This window comes from Microbulbifer maximicatervae (SeqCode) (genome assembly GCF_056231245.1).
In genome coordinates this window covers 4,622,493-4,642,491 of sequence record NZ_CP174334.1, presented here as the reverse complement: position 1 = coordinate 4,642,491, position 19,999 = coordinate 4,622,493, and the positions used below count along the sequence as shown (strand labels likewise).

The following is a 19,999-nucleotide window of genomic DNA, read 5'->3' as shown; positions in this document are numbered from 1 at the left end:
CAGCGAATATCGATACGATAGTTGAGTTGGTTAGATTAAAGATTAAGAGATTAAAACTGGGGGAAATATGCTTGGGCTAGGAAAAAGTAAGTTGGCATTATTTATAGGTGCTGGCTTTCTTGTATCGCAAGTGCCGGCTTTTGCCCAGGAAGATGGATCTAATTTTCGCAACCGAGTGCGGGAAGCCTTTAATCAGGATACGTCTACTATTAATGAAGTGGATGTAACCCAAGACTTTCTCCAGCGTACTTATGAAGCTGAAGACCCCAACTTAAATACAGAAATTCCTGAAATCTCCCAGAGAAATCAGGGGCCGCGGATTACTGTAAAAGAATTTAAGTTTCATCGTTTAGAAGAATATCCCGAATTTGGTATTTCCCGAGAAACCGTAGAGGAAATGGCAGAGGAACTTCGGGCTAAATTCATGAAAGAGGATCAAATCCTCGCTAGCGGTTATACCGTAGACAACCTGGAAGAGCTTGCAATATTACTGGGCAATATGAATGCTCAATTTAATCCTGGTGGCTTGGGGCCCGCTGAGCTTAAGAAGCTGGTAAGTGTAATTGAAAAACAAAATAAAGAGAGGGGCTTAAGTTATGGCGATCTCGAAGAGATTGCTGCTGAACTGACAAGCTTCTATCGTCGCCAAGGGCTGTTTTTAGCCCAAGTGCAAATTCCCGCTCAAGATGTGGAAAATGGAGTGGTCACTCTTACAGTACAAGAGGGGCTTCTCGGGCAGGTTGTTGCCGAAGATAACGAAGAATACACAGACGAAAAACTGGCAGAACCCTTTGAAGACCAGCGTGGCCATCTGGTAAATCATGAGAATATCGAGGAAGGATTATATTTACTTAATGACCTGCCAGGCTTAAACGTTACCGGGTATTTCAGTGCGGGTGACAACCCTGGTGAAACCAAGCTTAATTTAAAAGTACGTGAAACGGATTCCTGGCGCGCTTCATTTAGGGCCGATAATCACGGTTCTCTCTATACCGGTAGCGAAAGAGTTTATGCGACTGTTGACTGGCTGAATCCCCTTGGAATCGGTGATGCTTTAACATTGGGTTATTTGAAATCCAACCCTGAATCAGATGAGGATTATGGTTCTGATCTCGGGCAGTTCAGATACAGCTTCCCTCTGTTTGGCCCCCGCACCCGGTTGGAAATATCAGCAGATCACAATGAATTTAGTCTTTTCAATGAAGAAGATGATAGTGACTTAGTTAATCGGCTGGAAATATCAGGTGTGAACAAAACTTATGCACTGTCTTTAGATCATAAGTTTCGACGCTCAAGGGATTTCAACCTCACCGGATCCTTCGGCCTGACAGAAAAAAAATCAGACCTGGATGGCGTTATCGAGTTTACCAATGACCACGTTTATGGCGGGGAAGTTGGTATTTATATGGATAGCCTTTCTAATGGCTTCCTTTCAATGCTGAATATAGTAAGTGCTACCGCACAGTATGGTGAGCATCAAAATGCGGTTGAACCGGGTAGGGGAGATGACTTCAATAAGCTGGCCATTAACACCAGTTCTCTGATCTTCCTGCCTATGCCTTTTACCGATGACCACTCAAGGCTGATAGTAAAAGGAAGAGCTCAATATAGTGAGAGCAGCCTGCCTGGATTTGAGCAATTGTCACTGGGTGGAGCCAATGGTGTGCGTGCTTTTTCTGCAAGAGATTTTTCTGCAGATATGGGCGCAGTTGTTTCCGCAGAGTGGTATGTAAACTTCCCTGAATTTATGAACCCCATCCTGTTTAATCAGCGTTTAAATGACATTTTCCAAGTAGCACTGATTGCCGATGTTGGATATGGCTATGTGAATAACTATGAGGATACCGTGGAGGACGACTGGGCTCGATTCTCCGGTGGCGGAATGCTGTTTAAGATGAATTGGAGTGACAGTTTCTCGAGTAAAGTCTCTGTTGCTTGGCCAATTATGTCTAGCTCCTCGATAGTAAATACTGGAGTTGGTGAAGACGAGCCCACCGTCTACGCTGACTTTTCGATTTTTTATAACTGAATAATTACTGTTTCCTGAATACTTAAAAGTAGCAAGGTTCCTCTTCGCAAGGTGCTGGTATGAAAGCCAAAAACAAAAAGCTTGAGTTAAGAAAATTAGCAAGTGCCATTAAGGTGTCAAGTTTTGCCTATGCCGGCCTGTTTGCAGGGCTGATTAGTCCCATGGTTCATGCTGGACCTGAAGGCGGAGTGGTAACCGGCGGTAGCGGCACTATTGATGTTGACGGGGCTACAACCACAGTCGACCAGGTAACAGACCTGTTATCAATCGACTGGGATTCTTTTAATTTAAGTGAAGAAGAGCTGGTCCAATTCCTGCAGCCAGACTCGTCTTCTATCGTGCTTAACCGAATCCTGGACCAGGATGTCACTACCATCCAAGGTGCGATAGAGGCCAATGGCCACGTTATCCTGGTGAACCCGCGAGGAGTTCTTTTTACTGAGACAGCCACGGTTAATGTCGGCGCCATAACCGCGTCCGGGCTCGATATGAGTCCAGAAGACTTTATGAATGGTGATTTTGCCTTTAAAGGCGAGTCGGGTTCTTCAGGGGTTGTTGTTAACCGAGGTGTGATTAATGCATCCAGCGCGGTTCTGGTAGGTAAACAGGTTACAAATGCCTCTACCGGCTTGATCAGCGCTGAACTCGTCAGCCTGGCAGCAGCCGATGAAGCCTTATTAACTTTTGATGCCGATGGAATGATTGGCGTTAAGGTCACGAAAGAGGTTATGGAGAATGACCTCGGCCTAGATAGTGCTGTGCTAAATGAAGGGGCCATCGAAGGCGCTCAGGTTTTAATGGAAGCCAGCGTTTCCGGTGACCTGTTTACTGCTGCAGTAAATAATGAAGGCACAGTAACTGCACGCGGTATTGATACCAGCGGGGGCAAAATCCGCCTGTTTGGCTCGGGTTCCGGAGTTGTGAATAGCGGAACTTTGGATGCATCCGGCAGTGCCGGTGGTGAGGTTGTCCTGGAGGGCGATTTTGCCGAGCACAGCGGAGATATTTCAGTAGCAGCTGACTCTGGCAGTGGCGGTTACGTTGCTGTTTTGGGTGATGAAGTTGTTGTCAGCGGGGATATCGATGCCCGCGGCACTTCCTCCGGTGGCGAAGTCCTTATTGGCGGCGACTACCAAGGGAATAACGAAGATGTTCGCAATGCCGAAACCACCACAGTTGCGGCGGAATCTATAATCGATGCCAGTGGTGTCGGAGATTCTGATGGCGGTACTGTTATTGTTTGGGCCGATGACACCACCAATTTTGGCGGTACGATTTTCGCCGAGTCAGGGGAAGATGGTGGTGATGGTGGCCTGGTAGAAACCTCCGGCAAGATTTACCTGAATCTGGATGAGGATAATATGGTTGTCTCCACCCTGAGTCACGGGGATGGAGAGACAGGCCTCTGGCTGTTGGACCCGGGGTGGATGGAAATTTCTGATACTTGTAGTGGTAGCAATTGTGTTTCAACAGGGACCCTTGAATCTGCTCTGAGCACTAGCGACATAACTATCCAAGTGACGGATGCAGGTTCTGGGTCATACAATGGAGATGATTCTCTGGAGCCGGAGTCTGGTGATGACTTTTCGAATGGCATCAGTGTTGCCAGTGACATTATCTGGTCTGAAAACACTCTTTTCTTACAGTCCTATGCCGATGTTTCAATCGCTGATGGCGTAATAATTTCCTCCGGCTCGGGAAGTCTGGATATTGAGGCTGGCGGATCATTTACTAATGCTGGAAGCATCGCCGTTAGTGGATTTAACCTCGCTGTAGGTTTCGGAACAGGATCTGATACTACTAATACACTGGGGGATATTACGGCTGACACAGCGGCTATCACCGGTGGAACTGGCACAGATATTTTTATATTGTCAGATAATGATGATGCAATAACTATCGATGGCGATAATGAATTTACACTTGCCACCACTCCTTCTGGTGCCACAGATCCCAGTGCCACAATTGAGTTCACGGATATTGAGGAAGTCGATTTAGGTGAAGGTGACAATAGTATTGCGGCCATTAGTAATACGACGACGATCCTTAGCGGAGTTGATAACGAAGCCAAAATCAGTGCAATTGACTTCAGTAATATCAGTAGCGTGACAGGCGGTAGTCTGGAAGGTTCTGATAGTGCCGATACCTTGGAAGTGATCGGTGGCACCAGTGTAACCGCTAACGGTATTAGCTTTAGTGATTTATCCAGTACTACCATTGATACAAAAGATGGTGAGGATACTGTCACCGGAGCAGATGATGAGGACTGGACCTTAACCGGCAATAATTACGAAGCTGAAAATTACGGCATCACTTTTACCAATATAGAGAATATTAATGTAAGTGGTGATGCCGATCTTTTAGGTACCACTAGTGCAGAGAGTTTCAAACTACTTTCTAGTGGTGATGTCGACGTTAATGGCATGATCTTTTCTGGCATGAACCGGGTCCTTGGTGATGGTGGGGGCAACACTATAACCGGAGGTGATAGCCTGGATGCCAGTGAATATACTGATGGTTTGACACTTACTGATGCGATCGGAAAAGTTGAAACTGATTCGCTGATTTTCAAAAATATTGCTACCGCGAGTGCTGTTAAATTAACCGGGCACAGCGACACTGACACCTTCACAATTACTGGCTCAGGAGCTTTAGATCACACTCAGTCGGGTATCAGTTTTAGTGGGGTGAGCACGGTAATCGCGGACTCCGGTGAAGATACCGTAGCCGTGATTGATAGTGTGTCTCTAACCGGTACTGATTACGAAGCAACTTCTTCTGATATTAATTTCAGTGAAATTGAAATTATCAATTATGCCAGCAGTGACGGCGGCAACTTTAGCCTTGCAGGTTCCGCAGCTGATGATAATTTTACGGTAGTTTCGGGTACCGAACTTACCGCCAATGGCATTAGTGTTACAGGGTTTAGCAGCACTATTGATGCCGGAGGTAGCGACGATACGGATAGCGTCACTGGTGCCGATGGTGAAGATTGGACCTTAACCGGCAACAACAACGAAGCTGAAAATTACGGTATTACTTTTAGCAACGTAGAAGAGCTTACAGCCGTTAATGCGAACCTGGTTGGTACGTCCAGTGATGATTCTTTTGAGTTGTTGTCCGATGCGGATGTCAAAGTCTATGAGATGACTTTCTCCGGCATGTCTGCTGTTAAAGGCAGTGGCGGCACTGACAGCCTGGATGCCAGCGCTTACGGCGATGGCCTGGCCCTGACAGGAATCGATAATCAGGTGACCGCTGAATCTGGCAACCTGACCTTCGATGATATTACCAGCGCAGTAACCTCCACTTTAACTGGTACCAGCAGTGCGGATAGCTTTACCGTTAATGGTGATAACGAAGTTACCAGTTATGAGATTGCTTTCACCGGTGTTAGTACGGTCGATGCAGGTAACGGTGCAGATAGCGTTACCGGTGCCAGCGGCGCAGATTGGACCCTGACCGGAACTAACGAAGAAGCGACCAGCAGCAGTATTACGTTTAGTGAGATCGAGGCGATCACTGTAGTGAGTGGCGACTTGGTCGGTACAACCGGTGACGATGACTTCGTACTGCAAGCCGATGCAGATGTTGAAGTCTATGACATGACCATTTCCGGAATGTCTGCAGTCGATGGCAATGGCGGAGATGACAGCTTGGATGCCAGCGCCTACGGCGATAGCCTGGCCCTGACAGGTACTGACAACCAAGTGACGGCTGAATCCGGTACTTTGACGTTTGACGGTATTGTGAGCGCGGTAACCTCGGCGCTGACCGGTAGTAGCGGTGCGGATAGCTTTGTTGTGAATGGTGACAATGCTGTAACCAGCTATGACATCGCCTTTACCAGTGTGAGCACTGTCGACGGTGACGGCGATAGTGACAGTGTTACCGGTGCTAATGGCGAAGACTGGACCCTGACCGGCACGGATTACCAAGCCACCGCCAGCGGTATGACCTTTAACCGTGTTGAGGCTCTGACTGCCACCAACGCCGACTTGATCGGCACAACAGGTAATGATGCCTTTGTACTGCAATCTGACGCAGACGTTGCCATCTACAACATGACCGTCTCCGGCATGTCTGTTGTTGAAGGCAACGGCGGCACTGACAGCCTGGATGCCAGCGCTTACAGCGATGGCCTGGCCCTGACAGGAACCGATAATCAGGTGACCGCTGAATCTGGCAGCCTGACCTTCAACGATATTACCAGTGCCATAACCTCCGTTCTAACCGGTACCAGCAGTGCGGATAGCTTCACGGTTAATGGTGATAACGCAGTTACCAGTTATGAGATTGCCTTCACCGGTGTGAATACAGTGGATGCAGGTTCTGGCGGTGGCAGTGTTGCTGCACAGAGTGTTGTGACCTTGACCGGTACGGATAACGAAGCCACAACCAACTCAATCGCCTTCAGTAATATCGATAGCGTGACCGGCGGCAGTCTGGAAGGCTCTGATAATACAGACACCTTTGTGGTAACCAGCAGCACCAGTGTGACTGCCAACAGCATCAGCTTCAGCGGCTTTTCCGGTGATATCGACGCTAAAGGTGGTACAGATAGCGTCACTGGTGCCGATGGAGAAGACTGGACCTTAACCAGCACTAATTACGAAGCCACGAACAATGGCATCACTTTTAGCAATGTAGAACTCCTAACCGCAGTTAATGCAAATTTGATCGGCACGACTGGTGCGGACGCCTTTGTACTGGAGTCTGACGCCGATGTTGCCATCTACAACATGACCATTTCCGGCATGTCAGCGGTTGAAGGTAATGGCGGCACTGACAGCTTGGATGCCAGCGCTTACAGCGATGGTTTGGCCCTAACGGGAACCGACAATCAGGTGACCGCTGAAACCGGCAACCTGACCTTCAATGATATTGCCAGCGCAGTAGCCTCCACTTTAACTGGTACCAGCGGCGCGGATAGCTTCACGGTTAATGGTGATAACGAAGTTACCAGTTATGACATTGCCTTCACCGGTGTTAGTACGGTCGATGGCGGTAACGGCACCGACAGCGTAGCGGCTCTTAGTGTTGTCACCCTCACTGGCGTAGATAACCAAGCCTCAACGAACTCGATTTTGTTTAGCAATATCGATAGTGTCAGTGGGGGCAGTCTGCAAGCTTCCTCCGGTAATGACTCGTTTGAAGTTACCGGTGCCAATGCACTGACAGCAAATGAAATCGCATTTAACAGCATCAGCAGCGTGGATGCGTTGGGCGGTGACGACAGCGTTACCGGTGCCGATGGAGAAGACTGGACCTTAACCGGCACTAATTACGAAGCCACGAACAATGGCATCACTTTTAGCAATGTAGAATTCCTAACCGCAGTTAATGCAGATTTGATCGGCACGACTGGTGCAGACGCCTTTGTACTGGAGTCTGATGCCGATGTTGCCATCTACAACATGACCATCTCCGGCATGTCAGCGGTCGAAGGCAACGGTGGTACTGACAGCCTGGATGCCAGTGCTTACAGTGCCGGCCTGGCCCTGACGGGAACCGATAATCAGGTGACCGCTGAATCTGGCAGCCTGACCTTCAACGATATTACCAGCGCCTTAACCTCTGTTCTTACCGGTACCAGCAGTGCGGATAGCTTTACCGTTAATGGTGATAACGAAGTTACCAGTTATGAGATTGCCTTCACCGGTGTGAATACAGTGGATGCAGGTTCTGGCGGTGGCAGTGTTGCTGCACAGAGTGTTGTGACCTTGACCGGTACGGATAACGAAGCCACAACCAACTCAATCGCCTTCAGTAATATCGATACCGTGACCGGCGGCAGTCTGGAAGGCTCTGATAATACAGACACCTTTGTGGTAACCAGCAGCACCAGTGTGACTGCCAACAGCATCAGCTTCAGCGGCTTTTCCGGTGATATCGACGCTAAAGGTGGTACGGATAGCGTTACTGGTGCCGATGGTGAAGATTGGGCTTTAACCGGCACTAATTACGAAGCCACGAATAATGGCATCACTTTTAGTAATGTAGAAACCCTAGCGGCGGTCAATGCAGATCTGATCGGCACGAGTGGTAACGATGCCTTTGTACTGGAGTCTGACGCAGACGTTGCCATCTACAACATGACCATCTCCGGCATGTCAGCGGTCGAAGGCAACGGTGGTACTGACAGCCTGGATGCCAGCGCTTACAGTGCTGGCCTGGCCCTGACGGGAACCGATAATCAGGTGATCGCTGAATCTGGCAGCCTGACCTTCAACGATATTACCAGCGCCATAACCTCCGTTCTTACCGGTACCAGCAGTGCGGATAGCTTCACGGTGAATGGTGATAACGAAGTTACCAGTTATGAGATTGCTTTCACCGGTGTTAGTACGGTCGATGCAGGTAGCGGTGCAGATAGCGTTACCGGTGCCAGCGGCGCAGATTGGACCCTGACTGGAACTAGCGAAGAAGCGACCAGCAGCAGTATTACGTTTAGTGAGATCGAGGCGATCACCGTAGTGAGTGGCGACTTGGTCGGTACAACCGGTGACGATGACTTCGTACTGCAAGCCGATGCAGATGTTGAAGTCTATGACATGACCATTTCCGGAATGTCTGCAGTCGATGGCAATGGCGGAGATGACAGCTTGGATGCCAGCGCCTACGGCGATGGCCTGGCCCTGACAGGTACTGACAACCAAGTGACGGCTGAATCCGGTACTTTGACGTTTGACGGTATTGTGAGCGCGGTAACCTCGGCGCTGACCGGTAGTAGCGGTGCGGATAGCTTTGTTGTGAATGGTGACAATGCTGTAACCAGCTATGACATCGCCTTTACCAATGTGAACACTGTCGACGGTGACGGCGATAGTGACAGTGTTACCGGTGCCAATGGCGAAGACTGGACCCTGACCGGCACAGATTACCAAGCCACCGCCAGCGGTATGACCTTTAGCAGCGTTGAGGCTCTGACTGCCACCAACGCCGACTTGATTGGCACAACGGGTAACGATGCCTTTGTACTGCAATCTGACGCAGACGTTGCCATCTACAACATGACCGTCTCCGGCATGTCTGCTGTTGAAGGCAACGGCGGCACTGACAGCCTGGATGCCAGCGCTTACAGCGATGGCCTGGCCCTGACAGGAAGCGATAATCAGGTGACCGCTGAATCTGGCAACCTGACCTTCAACGATATTACCAGCGCCATAACCTCCGTTCTTACCGGTACCAGCAGTGCGGATAGCTTCACGGTTAATGGTGATAATGAAGTTACCAGTTATGACATTGCCTTCACCGGTGTTAGTACGGTCGATGGCGGTAACGGCACCGACAGCGTAACGGCCCTTAGTGTTGTCACGCTCACCGGCGTAGATAACCAAGCCTCAACGAACTCAATTCTGTTTAGCAATATCGACAGTGTCAGTGGGGGCAGTCTGCAAGCTTCCTCCGGTAATGACTCGTTTGAAGTTACCGGTGCCAATGCACTGACAGCAAATGAAATCGCATTTAACAGCATCAGCAGCGTGGATGCGTTGGGCGGTGACGACAGCGTTACCGGTGCCGATGGAGAAGACTGGACCTTAACCGGCACTAATTACGAAGCCACGAACAATGGCATCACTTTTAGCAATGTAGAATTCCTAACCGCAGTTAATGCAGATTTGATCGGCACGACTGGTGCAGACGCCTTTGTACTGGAGTCTGATGCCGATGTTGCCATCTACAACATGACCATCTCCGGCATGTCAGCGGTCGAAGGCAACGGTGGTACTGACAGCCTGGATGCCAGTGCTTACAGTGCCGGCCTGGCCCTGACGGGAACCGATAATCAGGTGACCGCTGAATCTGGCAGCCTGACCTTCAACGATATTACCAGCGCCTTAACCTCTGTTCTTACCGGTACCAGCAGTGCGGATAGCTTTACCGTTAATGGTGATAACGAAGTTACCAGTTATGAGATTGCCTTCACCGGTGTGAATACAGTGGATGCAGGTTCTGGCGGTGGCAGTGTTGCTGCACAGAGTGTTGTGACCTTGACCGGTACGGATAACGAAGCCACAACCAACTCAATCGCCTTCAGTAATATCGATACCGTGACCGGCGGCAGTCTGGAAGGCTCTGATAATACAGACACCTTTGTGGTAACCAGCAGCACCAGTGTGACTGCCAACAGCATCAGCTTCAGCGGCTTTTCCGGTGATATCGACGCTAAAGGTGGTACGGATAGCGTTACTGGTGCCGATGGTGAAGATTGGGCTTTAACCGGCACTAATTACGAAGCCACGAATAATGGCATCACTTTTAGTAATGTAGAAACCCTAGCGGCGGTCAATGCAGATCTGATCGGCACGAGTGGTAACGATGCCTTTGTACTGGAGTCTGACGCAGACGTTGCCATCTACAACATGACCATTTCCGGCATGTCTGCTGTTGAAGGCAACGGCGGCACTGACAGCCTGGATGCCAGTGCTTACAGTGCTGGCCTGGCCCTGACAGGAACCGATAATCAGGTGACCGCTGAATCCGGCAGCCTGACCTTCAACGATATTACCAGCGCCATAACCTCCGTTCTTACCGGTACCAGCAGTGCGGATAGCTTCACGGTGAATGGTGATAACGCAGTTACCAGTTATGACATTGCCTTCACCGGTGTTAGTACGGTCGATGGCGGTAACGGCACCGACAGCGTAACGGCCCTTAGTGTTGTCACGCTCACCGGCGTAGATAACCAAGCCTCAACGAACTCAATTCTGTTTAGCAATATCGATAACGTCAGTGGGGGCAGCCTGCAAGCTTCCTCCGGCAATGACTCGTTTGAAGTTACCGGTGCCAATGCACTGACAGCGAATGAAATCGCATTTAGCAGTATCAGCAGCGTGGATGCGCGGGGCGGTGACGACAGCGTTACCGGTGCAGATGGAGAAGACTGGACCTTAACCGGCACTAATTACGAAGCCACGAACAATGGCATCACTTTTAGCAATGTAGAATTCCTAACCGCAGTTAATGCAGATTTGATCGGCACGACCGGTGCAGACGCCTTTGTACTGGAGTCTGATGCTGATGTTGCCATCTACAACATGACCATCTCCGGCATGTCAGCGGTCGAAGGCAACGGTGGTACTGACAGCTTGGATGCCAGTGCTTACAGTGCTGGCCTGGCCCTGACAGGAACCGATAATCAGGTGACCGCTGAATCCGGCAGCCTGACCTTCAACGATATTACCAGCGCCATAACCTCCGTTCTAACCGGTACCAGCAGTGCGGATAGCTTTACCGTTGATGGTGATAACGAAGTTACCAGTTATGAGATTGCTTTCACCGGTGTTAGTACGGTCGATGCAGGTAACGGTGCAGATAGCGTTACCGGTGCCAGCGGCGCAGATTGGACCCTGACTGGAACTAGCGAAGAAGCGACCAGCAGCAGTATTACGTTTAGTGAGATCGAGGCGATCACCGTAGTGAGTGGCGACTTGGTCGGTACAACCGGTGACGATGACTTCGTACTGCAAGCCGATGCAGATGTTGAAGTCTATGACATGACCATTTCCGGAATGTCTGCAGTCGATGGCAATGGCGGAGATGACAGCTTGGATGCCAGCGCCTACGGCGATGGCCTGGCCCTGACAGGTACTGACAACCAAGTGACGGCTGAATCCGGTACTTTGACGTTTGACGGTATTGTGAGCGCGGTAACCTCGGCGCTGACCGGTAGTAGCGGTGCGGATAGCTTTGTTGTGAATGGTGACAATGCTGTAACCAGCTATGACATCGCCTTTACCAATGTGAACACTGTCGACGGTGACGGCGATAGTGACAGTGTTACCGGTGCCAATGGCGAAGACTGGACCCTGACCGGCACAGATTACCAAGCCACCGCCAGCGGTATGACCTTTAGCAGCGTTGAGGCTCTGACTGCCACCAACGCCGACTTGATTGGCACAACAGGTAATGATGCCTTTGTACTGCAATCTGACGCAGACGTTGCCATCTACAACATGACCATTTCCGGCATGTCAGCGGTCGAAGGTAATGGCGGCACTGACAGCCTGGATGCCAGCGCTTACAGCGATGGCCTGGCCCTGACAGGAACCGATAATCAGGTGACCGCTGAATCTGGCAGCCTGACCTTCAACGATATTACCAGCGCCATAACCTCCGTTCTAACCGGTACCAGCAGTGCGGATAGCTTCACGGTGAATGGTGATAACGCAGTTACCAGTTATGAAATTGCCTTCACCGGTGTTAGTACGGTCGATGGCGGTAACGGCACCGACAGCGTAACGGCCCTTAGTGTTGTCACGCTCACCGGCGTAGATAACCAAGCCTCAACGAACTCAATTCTGTTTAGCAATATCGATAACGTCAGTGGGGGCAGCCTGCAAGCTTCCTCCGGCAATGACTCGTTTGAAGTTACCGGTGCCAATGCACTGACAGCGAATGAAATCGCATTTAGCAGTATCAGCAGCGTGGATGCGCGGGGCGGTGACGACAGCGTTACCGGTGCCGATGGAGAAGACTGGACCTTAACCGGCACTAATTACGAAGCCACGAACAATGGCATCACTTTTAGCAATGTAGAATTCCTAACCGCAGTTAATGCAGATTTGATCGGCACGACCGGTGCAGACGCCTTTGTACTAGAGTCTGATGCTGATGTTGCCATCTACAACATGACCATCTCCGGCATGTCAGCGGTCGAAGGCAACGGTGGTACTGACAGCCTGGATGCCAGTGCTTACAGTGCTGGTTTGGCCCTGACGGGAACCGATAATCAGGTGACCGCTGAATCCGGCAGCCTGACCTTCAACGATATTACCAGCGCCATAACCTCCGTTCTTACCGGTACCAGCAGTGCGGATAGCTTCACGGTAAATGGTGATAACGAAGTTACCAGTTATGAGATTGCTTTTACCGGTGTTAGTACGGTCGATGCAGGTAACGGTGCAGATAGCGTTACCGGTGCCAGCGGCGCAGATTGGACCCTGACTGGAACTAGCGAAGAAGCGACCAGCAGCAGTATTACGTTTAGTGAGATCGAGGCGATCACCGTAGTGAGTGGCGACTTGGTCGGTACAACCGGTGACGATGACTTCGTACTGCAAGCCGATGCAGATGTTGAAGTCTATGACATGACCATTTCCGGAATGTCTGCAGTCGATGGCAATGGCGGAGATGACAGCTTGGATGCCAGCGCCTACGGCGATGGCCTGGCCCTGACAGGTACTGACAACCAAGTGACGGCTGAATCCGGTACTTTGACGTTTGACGGTATTGTGAGCGCGGTAACCTCCACGCTGACCGGTAGTAGCGGTGCGGATAGCTTTGTTGTGAATGGTGACAACGCCGTAACCAGCTATGACATCGCCTTTACCAGTGTGAGTACTGTCGACGGTGACGGGGATAGTGACAGTGTTACCGGTGCCAATGGCGAAGACTGGACCCTGACCGGCACGGATTACCAAGCCACCGCTAGCGGTATGACCTTTAACCGTGTTGAGGCTCTGACTGCCACCAACGCCGACTTGATCGGCACAACGGGTAATGATGCCTTTGTACTGCAATCTGATGCCGATGTTGCCATCTACAACATGACCATTTCCGGCATGTCAGCTGTTGAAGGTAATGGCGGCACTGACAGCCTGGATGTCAGCGCTTACAGCGATGGCTTGGCCCTAACGGGAACCGACAATCAGGTGACCGCTGAAACCGGCAACCTGACCTTCAATGATATTGCCAGCGCAGTAGCCTCCACTTTAACTGGTACCAGCAGTGCGGATAGCTTCACGGTGAATGGTGATAACGCAGTTACCAGTTATGAAATTGCCTTCACCGGTGTTAGCACAGTTGATGCTGGAAATAGCACTGATAGCGTAACTGGCGCAGATGGTGCTAGCTGGACCCTGACCGGTACAGATAATGAGGCAACTAATAGCAGTATTACTTTCAATAATGTAGATGTCATTGCTGCTATCAATGCAGACCTTTTAGGTAGCACCGGCGCAGATGAATTTGTATTGCAGTCTGATGCCGATATTGAAGTCTATAGCATGACGATTTCCGGTATGTCGTCGGTGCACGGCAATGGCGGTACTGACAGCCTGGACGCCAGCGCTTACAGCGATGGCCTGGCCCTAACGGGGACAGATAACCAAGTAACGGCCGAATCCGGCAGTCTGACATTTAATGATATTGCCAGCGCAATAACCTCCACTTTAACTGGTACCAGTGGTGCGGACAGCTTTACCGTCGATGGTGATAACGAAGTTACCAGTTATGACATTGCCTTCACCGGCGTTAGTACGGTCGATGCGGGTAATGGCACTGACAGCGTAACGGCTATTGATGTTGTTACCCTCACCGGCATAGATAACCAAGCCTCAACCAGCTCAATTCTGTTCAGCAATATCGACAGCGCGAGTGGAGGTCGCCTTCGAGCCTCTACCGGTGATGACTCGTTTGAAGTTACCGGTGCCAATGAGCTGACTGCGAATGAAATTGAATTTAGCAGAATCAGCAGTGTGGATGGGCGAGGTGGTGATGACAGTGTTACTGGAGCCGATGGTGAAGACTGGACCTTAACCGGCAATGATTACGAAGCCACCAACAACGGCATTACTTTTAGCAGTGTAGAAATCCTAACGGCGGTCAATGCAGACCTGGTCGGCACGAGCGGTAACGATGCCTTTGTGCTGCAATCTGACGCCGATGTTGCTATCTACAACATGACCATCTCTGGCATGTCTGCTGTTGAAGGCAACGGCGGCACTGACAGCCTGGATGCCAGTGCTTACAGTGCTGGCCTGGCCCTGACGGGAACCGATAATCAGGTGACCGCTGAATCCGGCAATCTGACCTTCAACGATATTACCAGCGCCATAACCTCCGTTCTAACCGGTACCAGCAGTGCGGATAGCTTTACCGTTGATGGTGATAACGAAGTTACCAGTTATGAGATTGCTTTCACCGGTGTTAGTACGGTCGATGCAGGTGATGATGCAGACAGTGTTATTGGTGCTGACGGAGAAGACTGGACTCTGACTGGCGCGGATTATGAAGCGACAGGCAGCGGTATTACATTCAGTAGTGTGGAGGCTCTAACTGCTACCAATGCAGGTTTGATCGGGACGAGCGGTGCCGACGCCTTTATTCTGCAATCTGATGCCGATGTTGAAATCTACAGTATGACCATATCCGGCATGTCTTCTGTTGATGGCAATGGCGGTACTGACAGCCTGGATGCCAGCGCCTACAGCGATGGCTTGGCTCTAACAGGTACAAATAATCAAGTCTCTGTAGAGTCTGGCACCCTGACCTTTGATGGCATCAGTAGTGCTGTTACTTCAGCATTAACAGGCACCAGCAGTGCTGATAGCTTTGTAGTGAATGGAGACAATGCGCTCTCCAGCTACAGCATAGCCTTCACTGGGGTTAGCACTGTCGATGCAGCTAATGGCACAGATGACATTACCGGTGCAAGCGGTTCTGACTGGACTCTAACCGGTAATAACAATGAAGTAATTGGCAGCGGAATCACCTTTAGTGATGCAGAAACTCTTGTCACCGTAAGTGCGAATCTGGTGGGTACTACCGGTGACGATGATTTTGTTTTGCAGTCTGATGCAGATGTTGAAGTTTATGGCATGACGGTTTCCGGCATGTCTGCTGTGGAGGGCAATGGTGGTGATGACAGCTTGGATGCCAGCGCTTATAGCGATGGACTAACCCTAACGGGTACCAGCAAACAGGTAACCGCAGAGTCTGGGGCTCTTACCTTCGATGGTATTGTCAGCGCCGTTACTGCAACGCTTACTGCCACTAGTGGCTCAGATAGCTTTACGGTAGATGGCGCTAATGCCGCCACCGTTTATGACATCGCCTTTACGGGCCTGAGCACCATCGATGCGGGAGAGGGGGCAGACAGTGTTACTGGTGCAAGTGGTGCTGATTGGACTTTAACTGGCAATGATTATGAGGCCACTAACAGCAGTATTACTTTCAGCAGTGTAGAAACTATTACTGCTGTAAATGCCGACCTCGTGGGCACGGCTAATGCTGACGCCTTTGTGTTGCAGTCCGCTGGCGATATCGAAGTTTACGGTATGACCGTTTCCGGTATGTCTGCCGTGGACGGCAGCGGGGGTGATGACAGCTTGGATGCCAGTGCCTATAGCGATGGGCTGGCACTGACAGGCAGCGACGGCCAGGTAACCGCCGGCTCTCTGCTCTTTAGCGGTCTTGCGAGTGCTGTAACATCATCGCTAACCGGTACCAGTGGTGCCGATAGCTTCACGGTGGATGGCGATAATGCTGTCTCTAGCTACGATATTGCCTTTACCGGTGTAAGCACCTTAGATGCAGATGGCGGCACAGACAGTGTGACAGGCGCAGATGGTGCCGACTGGACCTTGAGCGGCACCGACAATCAGGCTGCGAGCAGTGGAATCACCTTTAGCAATGTAGACAGTCTGGCTATTGTGAATGCGGACTTGGTCGGTACGACAAGTGCTGATGCCTTCGTGTTGCAGTCCGGTGGTGATATCGAAGTTTACGATATGACTTTCTCTGGCATGTCCGCAGTTGACGGTAATGGCGGCGGGGATAGTTTAGACGCCAGCTCCTACAGTGATGGATTGACACTCACAGGTGCCTCTAATCAAGTAGCGGCAGGCTCCCTGACTTTTGATGGCATTGTAAGCGCGGTAACTTCGATACTGACCGGTACGAGCGGTGCAGATAGTATTACTGTGGATGGTGACAATGCCGTCACCAGTTACGACATTGCTTTTACCGGAGTAAGCACCATTGATGCCGGTACTGGTACCGACAGTGTTACCGGTGCTGATGGTGAAGATTGGACTCTAACGGGCTCGGATAACCAGGCCACTGGCAGCGGTATCACCTTTAGCAATGTGGATAGCCTCACCACCGTGAATGCAGATCTGATCGGCACTACAGGTGCTGATGACTTTGTTCTGCAATCAGATGCCGATGTTGAAGCTTATGGCATAACAGTTTCTGGCATGTCTTCGGTCGAGGGCAATGGCGGTAATGACAGCCTGGATGCCAGTGCTTACAGTGATGGCTTAGCCCTGACAGGAACAGATAACCAGGTTACCGCAGAATCTGGTGCCCTGATATTCAATAGTATCTTCAGTGCAGTGAGCTCAACGTTAACTGCAACTAGTGGTTCGGATAATTTCACCGTAGATAGCGATAACGCCACTACCATCTATGACATCGCCTTCACTGGCGTGAGCAGCATTGATGCAGCTGGTGGTACAGATACTGTGACAGGAGCTGATGGTGCCGATTGGACCCTGACCGGTAATGATTATGAGGCAACGAATAGTGGAATTACTTTTAGCAGCGTAGATACACTTATTGCTACCAATGCCGACCTGCTGGGAAGCAGCGGTGCTGATGCCTTTGCTCTGCAATCGACTGGAGACATTGACGTCTACAGTATGACGGTCTCAGGTATGTCGGCAGTCTATGGCCAGGGTGGTAATGATAGCCTGGATGCCAGCGCTTATAGTGATGGCCTGACGCTCACTGGCACTGACAATCAAGTAACGGCGGGTAGCCTGACTTTTGATGGCATCGTCAGTGCTGTAACTTCGGCGTTAACAGGCACTAGTGGAGCGGATAGCTTTACTGTAGACGGGGATAATGCAGCGACCAGCTACGATATCGCCTTTACCGGATTGAGCACTATTAATGCTCTAGATGGTAACGATACTGCTACCGGTGCAGATGGTGCTGATTGGAGCCTGACGGGAGCTGACAACGAGGCTGTTAACAGCAGTATCACTTTTAGCAATATCGAGAACCTTACTGCCGTAAATGCCGATTTGGTTGCTACAACTGGCGATGACGCATTTGTGCTGCAGTCTGATGCAGATGTGGAAGTTTACGGTATGACCGTATCCGGCATGTCTGCAGTCGATGGTAATGGCGGTGACGACAGCTTGGATGCCAGTGCCTACAGCGATGGGCTTTCTTTAACTGGTACTGATAATCAAGTCGATGCCGGCTCACTGTCTTTCTATAGCATTTCCAGTGCGGCCACTTCTATCCTGACAAACACCCATGATTCTGCTCAGTTCGAATTGCAGGGTGACCAGGCATTAGCAACGGCAGGTATCAGTTTTACTGGCCTTGAAGAAGTGAATACTTCGGGCAGTAATGACACCTTGGTGGCTACAGACAGTGACGATAACTTTACCCTCAACTCCGATGGCGATATCAGCGTTGCAGGCATCGACTTCAGTGGGCTGGAAACTGTGGATGGCGCAGGTGGTAGCGACACGGTTAGTGCAGATGGAGCTACCTGGACCTCCACCAGCTCCGGTAACTCCCTTGTTGAAGGCAGTGTGGAGGCTGAAGTTAATGGCCTGACCGTCTACTTTGATAACCTCGAACTCGTAGAGGGGGCGGGAAGTTATACTGGCCAGGATATCGATGGTGAATATGAGTTTAGTGCTCTGGATACCATGACGATTGGCGGAGTCACCTTTGCCGACCTGGATAGTGTTGCTGCGGGTTCTGGCACAGATACCGTTTATGGTGCAGATATTGATGCTGTCTGGGATATCAATGACTCTGAACACACTGTTTCCAGTGGTGGAGCATCACTCACGATTACTGGTATCGAGTCTATTACTGCCGGTTCAGGTGCTGACGAGTTTAATTTAAATGGTGGTGAGCTCGCAGGGATTGATACTGGAGCTGGCAGCGATACCGTCACCTTCTCTGGCACTGTGATTGACAGTATTTCCCTTGGTGCTGGCAATGATTTCTTGACGGTAGAAACTGATATTGGCCAGGAGGTAGAGCTTGCTGGTGGTGGCGGATCTGATGATTTCCAATACAACTTGTCCGGTGCGACCTGGGAGCTTTATAGCAGTGGCAATCAGGTAGGTAACTTCAGTTTTGCTGGTTTCGAATACCTGGACAACACCTCTGACAGTATTACCGTCCTGACCGATCTGGCATTTGATTTTGAAGATGGTGGAAGTAGATCTGAAAGCTTCAATAAAAATGGTGCCGGGCTCCAGTTCAGCGATATGCGGTTGGGCTACGATGGCGAGGGCGATATTTATGTTACCAGCAGCTCAACAGATACTATCGGTGGCAGCCTGACCGCTGATCGTGCCGAACTGGTTGTTGGTGGCGATGTAGATATTGAGACAGATGTGAGTGTCTTGGCTGTTGCCACCTCGGGTGCGGATATCAATATCAGTGTGCAGGCTGCAGGGGATCTCGTTATCGATGAGATCGATGCAGGGCGGGGCACAGTTTCCCTGGCCAGCTCCAGCTTTGGCACCCTGACTGCTGAAACTTATGGAGATACCCATATCACAGCATCCGCTGTGACCTTGGGAACGGAAACTGAGTTGTGGACCATCATTGGTGAGGCGACTAATCCTCTCCGCATGGATGTCACCAATACAGTGGATATCTATTCCGTCAGTTACTATGAGCCTGACTTTATTGGCCAGATCCCGACGGTTACCAGCACTGGTGACGAGCTGCAGTCCGTTGCCGGTGCCCAGGCATCCCAAGGCCTCAAGTCAGCAGTTCAAAATGCAGTAGAAGACTTCAGTCATGTAGACCCTGCGATCTTTAGCGCTGTGAAGCCCTACAGTAGTGGTGTCGATGCGGTGAACTCCCCTGAGATGCGTCTCAGGTCTGGGGAATTGAGTCCGGCTGTAGCTTCTGCTGCTGAGGAGGTCGAAACTGCACCTAAGTTTGACGCTGAACTCGAACTGGGCACCAGCGACGCGCCCAGCGACATTACTGTAGATCTTGGGGAGTTTAATGGAGGTAGTGCAGGGCACTAAAGTAAACTCGCTTTGCAAAAAAGCCGGTCTTTAGGGGCCGGCTTTTTTTATGTCCGGAATTTTTTTGGCTGGGTTTTAGAAGGAAAGAGTTAAAAGCGAGGGCTGGAAAATTAAATCACCCAAACGAAAAAAGGCCGACTCTTGCGAGTCAGCCTTTTTGGAA

The 19,999-nt window shown here is 50.6% G+C and carries 2 protein-coding genes; both read left to right on the top strand.

Annotated features, from left to right (window positions below):
- Nucleotides 1–91: 91 nt before the first annotated feature.
- Nucleotides 92–2,029, top strand: a complete 1,938-nt coding sequence (locus ACJJIS_RS20315; RefSeq protein WP_444906598.1) for a ShlB/FhaC/HecB family hemolysin secretion/activation protein — start codon at nt 92–94, stop codon at nt 2,027–2,029.
- Between the two features lie 59 nt (nt 2,030–2,088).
- Nucleotides 2,089–19,836, top strand: a complete 17,748-nt coding sequence (locus ACJJIS_RS20310; RefSeq protein WP_475708926.1) for a filamentous hemagglutinin N-terminal domain-containing protein — start codon at nt 2,089–2,091, stop codon at nt 19,834–19,836.
- Nucleotides 19,837–19,999: the final 163 nt, after the last annotated feature.

Excerpts from the sequence above, each read along its gene's own strand:
- ACJJIS_RS20310 (WP_475708926.1), top strand. The coding sequence starts at position 2,089 with ATGAAAGCCAAAAACAAAAAGCTTGAGTTAAGAAAATTAGCAAGTGCC.